At 47.8% G+C, this 7,415-nt stretch carries 8 protein-coding genes and 1 pseudogene; 3 read left to right on the top strand and 6 right to left on the bottom strand.

The genetic code is table 11. The features are described 5' to 3' along the window. Positions 1-192: 192 nt before the first annotated feature. Positions 193-885, bottom strand: coding sequence for a hypothetical protein (locus E6072_RS08750; RefSeq protein WP_278609146.1), 693 nt, complete (start codon positions 883-885; stop codon positions 193-195). Between the two features lie 284 nt (positions 886-1,169). Continuing rightward, on the bottom strand, positions 1,170-3,428 hold the full coding sequence (locus tag E6072_RS08745) for an AAA family ATPase (protein ID WP_316695124.1): 2,259 nt from the start codon (positions 3,426-3,428) through the stop codon (positions 1,170-1,172). Between the two features lie 799 nt (positions 3,429-4,227). On the opposite strand from E6072_RS08745, the gene E6072_RS08740 reads away from it, so the two are divergent. Together E6072_RS08740 and E6072_RS08735 are read left to right on the top strand one after the other, a co-directional pair. Beyond that, positions 4,228-4,413, top strand: coding sequence for a hypothetical protein (locus E6072_RS08740; RefSeq protein ID WP_024059000.1), 186 nt, complete (start codon positions 4,228-4,230; stop codon positions 4,411-4,413). Next, complete coding sequence (locus tag E6072_RS08735; RefSeq protein WP_238128277.1) at positions 4,410-5,033, top strand: alpha/beta fold hydrolase; 624 nt, start codon at positions 4,410-4,412, stop codon at positions 5,031-5,033. Before E6072_RS08740 ends, E6072_RS08735 begins: the two co-directional genes overlap by 4 nt. Here E6072_RS08735 and E6072_RS08730 read toward each other — a convergent pair. The 3 genes from E6072_RS08730 to E6072_RS08720 form a co-directional block, all read right to left on the bottom strand. Next, complete coding sequence (locus E6072_RS08730; protein WP_024058998.1) at positions 5,030-5,155, bottom strand: hypothetical protein; 126 nt, start codon at positions 5,153-5,155, stop codon at positions 5,030-5,032. The genes E6072_RS08735 and E6072_RS08730 overlap by 4 nt on opposite strands. 68 nt (positions 5,156-5,223) lie before the next feature. Further along, positions 5,224-5,649: a hypothetical protein gene (locus tag E6072_RS08725; protein WP_024058997.1), complete on the bottom strand. Its 426-nt coding sequence runs from the start codon at positions 5,647-5,649 to the stop codon at positions 5,224-5,226. Between the two features lie 15 nt (positions 5,650-5,664). Beyond that, entirely contained in the window at positions 5,665-6,273 is a 609-nt protein-coding gene (locus tag E6072_RS08720) for a major tail protein (RefSeq protein ID WP_238128278.1), read from the bottom strand. A 60-nt stretch (positions 6,274-6,333) separates the two neighbouring features. Here E6072_RS08720 and E6072_RS08715 point away from each other — a divergent pair, with 60 nt between their 5' ends. Then, entirely contained in the window at positions 6,334-6,846 is a 513-nt protein-coding gene (locus tag E6072_RS08715; RefSeq protein WP_038109038.1) for a VanZ family protein, read from the top strand. 312 nt (positions 6,847-7,158) lie between these two features. Here E6072_RS08715 and E6072_RS08710 read toward each other — a convergent pair. Further along, positions 7,159-7,415: pseudogene (locus E6072_RS08710) on the bottom strand (TetR/AcrR family transcriptional regulator); the annotation flags it as partial.

The raw sequence follows: 7,415 nt of genomic DNA, 5'->3' as shown, positions 1-7,415 counted from the left end.
AACAATGAGCGCCTGCACGAAGCGCTCGGATACCGCACTCCAGCCGACATCATCGATATGTATAATCAAACTCGGGTCAGCGAGCTGACCCCCGTATAAGAAGCGGAACAAAACCCAGTACGCTTCAGGGACGCTTCAAAATGCTTTGATAGGGGCTTGAAAATACGAGCTGGCTGAGACTATAGCGATAGGTTAATATGGCAAATAATCTGGCATGGGGTCAGTTGGCGAAACTGGGAAAATGTCACCAAGTTCAGAGGCCAAAGCTGTAGCCAGTGTGTGTTCGCACGAAACGTAAAGTCGATCTCCGTAGATTGGTTGAGTCACCACACAGGAAACCGAGTCATCAAAAAGTATTGAAGGTAAATGTTCTTGCAATAAAGCTCCCAATTGCCCTGTCGGAAGCTGAATCATGGAATATGGTTCGGGTCTGAGGAATGAAGATTCTTCTGGACCGATAATATTTGCTCGACATTGCTGTTCAGCATATCCGACCCAAAAAATTCCAGTCCAAGAAGAACTTTCAGAAAAATTGGATAATACAGCTGCTAGCTTAGAGGCATATTCTCTATCAGGAATCTCTCCTTCTGGATAGTAAATACCTTCAACACCACAATTTTGGAATGTTTTTCGAGTCATGCAATGACTAGGGACAGAAATATTGTGTTTAGAGGCTAGCGCGGTCCAAGTGGTCTCTCCATGGTCGGTTGCTAGGGGCAATAAGAGAACTATTCGTTCACTAAACCCGTTAAAAACTAGATCTGAAACTAGTCCGGGGCTATGCTCATTTACTCTGGATGCCAGTTTTGGGTTAATTTTCTGTAAAAATAAACGCGTAGTTTGCATAATTGACAGGATTCCCTTCAGTAGTGCGATCTCAACCATTAGCATAACCAAGCTAGCCGCCCCACTGATGTGCCTTAAACAGACATTGAATACAAGAACTTTCCTGGTAAACAGGGGTTAGGTGGTCTGAGTTCTTGTCAAATCCGACGTCTAAGTCTCCACTTAGAGATCGGATTTGATAAGTACCCTTTTGCGTTAGCGAGTATCGCTTAGGGTCTAAATCTCGGCGTGCATTTGGCGAGTTCGCGGTCGCCCCAGTTAGACGCTGATTCTAAGGCAAAAGATCCCCTCGAATGGCGTGGGCTAGGTGACGTGGAACAGGTCTACAGGTCGCCGCTGACTGTGTGTCCGATGCGCTTCGATATATCCGATTCAAGCTTTTTCGCTCCCTCTTTGCCTCTGAATTTGATCAGTAGCGCGTGAAAATGCTTGGAGTCAACGGTTTTAAGAAAGTTAAGTGTTTGAATCACGGCAAGCTCAACTTCATTCCTAGACAGAGCACCGCCCTGTCGATTCAAGTCGATATGAGACAAGTTGTTAACGATTTTCGACAAGGCAGGCGAAATCTGAATTTTGTTCTGGGCGGTAATAGTATCGATGCGGGAGCCAAAGTTATCGCTGTTGGGTGCCCGGAACTCAGTGAACCCCTCTAGCACCTTTCGGCAGAAATTCCCGGTTCCTAATTCTGGTGGCGCGCCTTCTTGCATTTTCTCAAAAGCTTTCAGCAACATATAAAATGAAAGCCAGTAGTCGTTAGTCAGGCCCACAGCCTCGTTATCCCACTGTCGGCAACGCGTGGATTGCTCCGCGCAATTAAAGGTATCCTTGTAAACCTCGTAGAATATAGCCGTTGGCTCCTTTTCAGCTTTCTTGGGAACAGCCTTGTTGGCAAGACGAGATTGTAATATCTTCATATAAGTGTGACTGTGCGTGAAGTAAACCAGCGAAGCAGGTTTTGGGTTCCGGAAGTGATTGGAGATGAATCGGTCGACTGAAAAAAGTCTTGCTTCGTCTAGCTCTGACCCCAAGTCATCGAAGAGCACCACGCTATTTTTCAGTGATTGTTTACGATCCTCCGCCAGAAACTCGGCACAGAAGTAGAGCAATGAAACCAACTTCTTCTCCCCTTCCGACATACTTTGGGCTTTCTCACCTCGGCGAGTAATTCGATATCCCTCCCCAGTACTTCCTTCGGAGACACGCAAATCTTGGTTACCCATGATCATGCACAAGCTTTCATCAAGAAATTCAGCAGTAGCAGCGGTAGTCGAAACTTGTCCCTTTAGGTCGTCGAGGTGTTTCTTGATATCTTTTTCTGCTTTATCCGCCTTTTGTTTCGCATCAGTGGCATCTTCATATGCCTTCTTGGCTACGCTCCAACCCGATCCGTCTACGGCGCAGCAGTGCTTCTTCAGAAGCGAAATCGCAGATTCTCTATTGGCGGTGTGCTTGGTTATCTTACCTATTGCCTCAGCATGGGTATCCTTAAGGTTCGTGTACTTTTTTTGAAGCTCAGAAAAATGGATATCCGGCTTCTTTCCTTTAATCGAGTCATGTGGGTTTTTCACGCGCTCATCAAGCAACTTCTTTGAACGGTTTAATTCATCCAACACCCGCCGCGTTTCAAGGAGGACATCGTTTTGCATCATGGATAAATTAGCGCTGTAAATTGAGGTATCGAGGTCAATCGCTTCTAAGACTATCCGAAAGTGCTCTAGAGCAGAAATAGACTCCTGGCATTTCGCTAGTTGGTTTTTAACCAAAACGGGCACTTCCGCTTCAGCAGAGCGAATGCCATCTTCAAGGCTTCTTAGCCGCTGTTCCGACACAACCCCGCCGCAAAACTGGCATGAGTCTCCGGCCTTATGCTTATTCAAGCCTTCACGAACCCAATCGTTGATAACTATGGCCAGCGTCTGAGTAGTTGACAATTCTTCAGTAGTCTGCTGCCAGAGTTCATCGGAAAAGACCCAGCCGTTCGGGAGAACTGGCAAAGTAGGAAGGAGACTAGGATTATCCGAGTTTGCTATACGGATGTTATCTTGAACCTCATCTGGGGATAAAATCGTGTTCTCTTCTGTATCAAGCAAGGCACGTATATGCGGTCTCTGAAAAAGTCGCCCATCTAGACTTGAGCAATCTTTTTTGAGGTTTTCTCGAACACCGTTCGCAACGCCGTCAACGATATTATCTAGGATCTTTTTGGTATCATCTTCTTGCTGTCGTTTTGGCTCAACATCGTTTCTAGCTGATTCCCACGCTGCTTCGGCTGTTCTAATCTTTTCTTGTAGGTCACTCGCCCCATCACCCAAAGTGATGGTAGTCACACCTGGGGCGGAACCTCCTTCAATAAAGTCTCCAACTCTATCTTTTCGCCATTGATGATCAAAAGCGTAGATACGAATCGGCTCACTCAAGCCTGCTTCCTGTACGTTGAAAGTGGCTCGACTCAGCGCTTCACACACAGTCGTCTTCCCACTACCGTTAATTCCGAAGAATACTGAATCGTTCAGTAGCTTTATTCCCTTTAGCGAGTCCTTTGCAACATTCCGCAAAGATTCATTAGCTTCAACCTGAATCATGTCAAATCTCCATAAACTGTTTGACCAAACTTAGAGTGGCTAAATTCTTGGGCTTGAAGAATTCGAGCGATTGCTATCATAAATATCTTCACTCTATCCTTGGGGCGGTGAGTAGTGGCGAGTAGACGCGTTTAGCAGAAGTCTAATGGAAACCGCAAGTCAGTAAGCCCCGATTTCATAAAGTAGCGTATAGAAAGGGTTGCCGAACCACGCTTGCCACCTATTGCGGGGGACTAAGGTCATGGGAAGTGTCGTTTTATTAGCAGGTCGGTCTGTGCATATTTTCTTCTGACGTCTTCGAAGTTCTCTCGGCCACTCTAGCCAGAATCTAATAAGCGTGTTCATGACCGTTCATAAGAGCACAGGAGAGAAGGTGCTAACTCTAACCGGATAATCTCAGACACTCATGCGTCCCTCGCCTTGAACTAATCAACGCAAACGCGGAACCAAACCCCTGTCGCCAGCTTCCACGCACCATAGGAGAATGGAACCGCTTTGGCCAGACTGTCTGGCTACTTCATAGGAGAGACGCAAGCGTCCTAAAAACCAGCAAAATCCCTGTTCAACGGCCGATTTGCGACAATCTTGCCTTATTAAATGCGAGGTCTTTGGCTCCACTTGAGCACCGGATTTGATAAGTACCCTTTTGCGTTAGCGAGTATCGCTTAGGGGGCGAAAAATCGCTTGCGTTAGCGGGTTTAGACTTTGCATTACCTAACATCTTGTTTTCCCCTCTCTTTCCGGTAAAGACAGTTATGAAATAATCAGTGAACGAGCACGTATAATTGAAAGGGCGTATATGGGAAAGAGCAATGCGCGAGTGCGTAACTGGTTAATGCTGGTAGCCGTTGGGCTATTATTTGCAGCTATCTGTTTTGCTATTTTCGGGTTCACGCACGTGATTTCACCGGTCACCGCTATCGGAAATGCTGCTGGTTTTCTGATAACTAGCCTGGTTGCAGGTTTTTTCGCGCTGCGTAAATGAGCGATGCGCAAAAGGTAGTGTTCTTGCACGGGTTGGGTGAAACCCGTGATGTTTGGAACCCAGTAATAAAACAGCTGCCACAAACCGAGTGCATATCTCTAGACGTTTTGAGAACGAAACCACCGCTGGCTTGCTGGTCGCTCGAAGACGTATGTACCCAGATTGCTGACTCTCTGACCGAACCAGTTCACTTGGTCGGGTTATCGTTGGGTGCAGTGATTGCTTTAAATATCGCGCTCACCCATCCAGATAAGGTGTCTTCACTGTTTGTTTCAGCTCCGCAAGCTAAACCCCCAAAACTGTTGATGAATCTGCAAAAGACACTAATGCGAGTTCTACCAACAAAATGGGTCTGTCCGCCGCAGCTTAGCAAACCTGAGCTGGTGGGCGTGCTCGATAGTTTGAAAGATTTAGACCTTACTTCGCAGCTTCCAGCTTTAGCGATGCCCGTAACTGTGGTTTGCGGCAGCAAAGATAAAGCAAACCTGCCTGCAGCCCGCAAAATCGCCGGTCTTATCCCCACAGCTCACCTAGAAGTGATCCAAGGTGCAGGGCACCAGTGGCACGCCGCCCATCCTCAGCTATTCGCCTGTTATCTCACGAAACATTTAGATCGCTAAACCCCAGCAGGAATAATATCGTCGATAAACCAGATGCGTTTCGGCTGGGCTCTGCCGGTTTCGATACGCCAGCAATCCACCAGATCCAATAGTTCACCGAATATGGTCAGCTCGATTTGCATGCGGGTCAGTCCCAGGTGGGCGAGCCCGATATAGGTCAGGCGGGTAAAGATTGCCTCGTCACTATCTATTAAGTGTCCTTTTTCTTGGTTTGCCCTTTTGGGTCTGGGGTCTCGGTCATGATTGCTCGCCGGGTGCCGCGTTGGAGTGCCTGGGCGATAGCCTCTCGGTAGTCAGCTAAATCTGCAGGCACAGTTAGTAACTCCACTGCTTCTGCGGTCAGCTCTGGGCGCTTATCGTCTGGATGGGTGAGGTTGTGTATTTGTACGGACTGGTTAGCGAGCAGGGCGATAAGCCAGATTACCTCACCGAGTGACTTATCCATATCTTCGCTAGTTTCCAGGGCTTGACCTAAATGTTCTAGCCCTCCGTAACGTTGAGCTATAAGGCGGGTCGCGCGGGTAGTCAGGACGAGTTCGTATTCTTGACCTGCGATAGTGATTGTCGCGCTTTTCAAAGAGGTACTTGCCGGGCTGGTTTGGGTTTTCGCTGTCATGGCTTACCTGCTGTTCTAGTTGTTTGTCGGTTTAGGGCTGGTTGTAGCGGCAGGCTCATACACCTGGGTGTACCAGCCAGTAATGGTTTCAGGCTTTACGCCGACCGCTCCTTCGGTGACTTCGGCTTTCCATGGATGCTTGCCGGTAGCGTCTGGTTTGTTACGCCGCAGGATTGTGCCCTCAATACTCGGGGTAGAGAACGTGATCGAATCAGCTTTGGTTGCCAGCGTGGTTCCCGGCAGAGCAAATTTGACGCGGTAAAGCCAAAAATACTGGTACTTCCCGTTAGAGTGTGCAGCTCTAAAACCAATAGCCACGGGTGCGCCACCATCCTCAGAAGTGCTGATAAGTACCCCGTTGGCGTCCAGTCTCGCACCAGTTAAGGCAGCTGCAGCCTCTGCCCCGAGATCATCAACCCCAAGAGTGAGCGTTCCAGATTTGAATTCCTTGACAATCTCGGATGCCCCGTCATCGGCATACAAAATTGCCTCAGCCACCTCCACAGACAATTCTGCAGATATTGCTTTAGCGAGCGGTTTAGGAACGGCATAGGTTTCCTCACCGCTAGTGGGATCTTCGCTAATGCTCGCGTAGTAGAGCTTGTCTAAACCAATAGTTGCCATGATGTTTCTCCTTTTGGGTAGTAATTTTCGTTAGATGTCATCGAGAGATAGAATTGGGGCATGAGAGAGAAAACGCGACGCTTGACCTATGCAGTGTTCGGGATTTATCTGCTCTTGTTGTTGTGGATGGTGCTGTTCAAATTCGCCACCAGCGTTGACGACATACTGAGCATGCGGCATGCGCGCTACTTAAATCTGATCCCATTTACAGATTCTGCGAATCTTTACGGGTCGAACTTCTTTGATGAGATCGTGGTCAACTTCCTTATTTTCATCCCGTTTGGCTTGTACATGAGGATGTTGTTGAAACGGCGCTCATGGTTAATTCAATTGCTCCCACCGTTTTTAGCAAGCGTGGCATTCGAGGTCGTTCAGTACGTTTTCGCTATTGGGGTCAGCGATATCACCGATGTCATAATGAACACTGCTGGAGCCGCTACTGGCTTAGTAGTTTTTGCTCTGCTAGCCAGATTCTGGCCTGAAAAGAGCGAAAAAGTCATTAACGTCATCGGGTTAGTCCTGGAGATCTTGTTCATCGGATTTTTGACTTTCCTGATCATTGCAAACTCTTAAGGACAGGCTCTAAAACTCGAAACATCGATGGAATAGTGGTGAAAACCGGTATCCGCCTCGTATCCGATATAGCGGATTCCTGGGAGAAGCCTGTGTACTGTGAAGGGCGATAGCTAGTTCATTGGTAGTGCAGTATTTGATGTAGTCGTACCAGTTGTTTGGGAAGCTCTGGATATAGTGGATCTTCTTGTATTTATTGGAAAATCGCAGGAAATAGAGGGAGAGGCTGAAAGGCTTTGCTCTTAGCTGGATGCCTTGCGATTTTGGGAAATATTTTATGAGTATTGATGATTTCTCTTGTTCACGGGTTCGTTAGGCGTTTTCGCGAGGCAAGATTGCTATCTCTAAACCGGCGAGTACGACTTCTATGATGATTTCAAAGTATTCCTGACTCATGCGGTCTTCGTTTTTCGGGTTGGCTAGCGGAATTAAGTAGCCCTGGATGATGTCAGCCAGCGTTGTGGAGCAGACAGCTAGGGGCTGAAGTTGGGTAATCATTTGGCCTAGGTCGTGGCGCTGTTCCTGCTTGGTTGGGCTGCGCAAGTTGCGAGCAGTAATGCTCCACAGCA

The sequence above is a fragment of the Varibaculum cambriense genome, from assembly GCF_032557235.1.
Lineage (GTDB): Bacteria > Actinomycetota > Actinomycetes > Actinomycetales > Actinomycetaceae > Varibaculum > Varibaculum cambriense_C.
The sequence above is the reverse complement of the archived record's forward strand: the minus strand, read 5'-3'. Positions and strand labels throughout refer to the sequence as shown.

What these genes read in the sequence shown, in the direction of transcription:
- E6072_RS08750 (WP_278609146.1), bottom strand. Translation starts at nt 885, where the DNA reads ATGGTTGAGATCGCACTACTGAAGGGAATCCTGTCAATTATGCAAACT.
- E6072_RS08745 (WP_316695124.1), bottom strand. Translation starts at nt 3,428, where the DNA reads ATGATTCAGGTTGAAGCTAATGAATCTTTGCGGAATGTTGCAAAGGAC.
- E6072_RS08740 (WP_024059000.1), top strand. Translation starts at nt 4,228, where the DNA reads ATGGGAAAGAGCAATGCGCGAGTGCGTAACTGGTTAATGCTGGTAGCC.
- E6072_RS08735 (WP_238128277.1), top strand. Translation starts at nt 4,410, where the DNA reads ATGAGCGATGCGCAAAAGGTAGTGTTCTTGCACGGGTTGGGTGAAACC.
- E6072_RS08730 (WP_024058998.1), bottom strand. Translation starts at nt 5,155, where the DNA reads ATGCAAATCGAGCTGACCATATTCGGTGAACTATTGGATCTGGTGGAT.
- E6072_RS08725 (WP_024058997.1), bottom strand. Translation starts at nt 5,649, where the DNA reads ATGACAGCGAAAACCCAAACCAGCCCGGCAAGTACCTCTTTGAAAAGC.
- E6072_RS08720 (WP_238128278.1), bottom strand. Translation starts at nt 6,273, where the DNA reads ATGGCAACTATTGGTTTAGACAAGCTCTACTACGCGAGCATTAGCGAA.
- E6072_RS08715 (WP_038109038.1), top strand. Translation starts at nt 6,334, where the DNA reads ATGAGAGAGAAAACGCGACGCTTGACCTATGCAGTGTTCGGGATTTAT.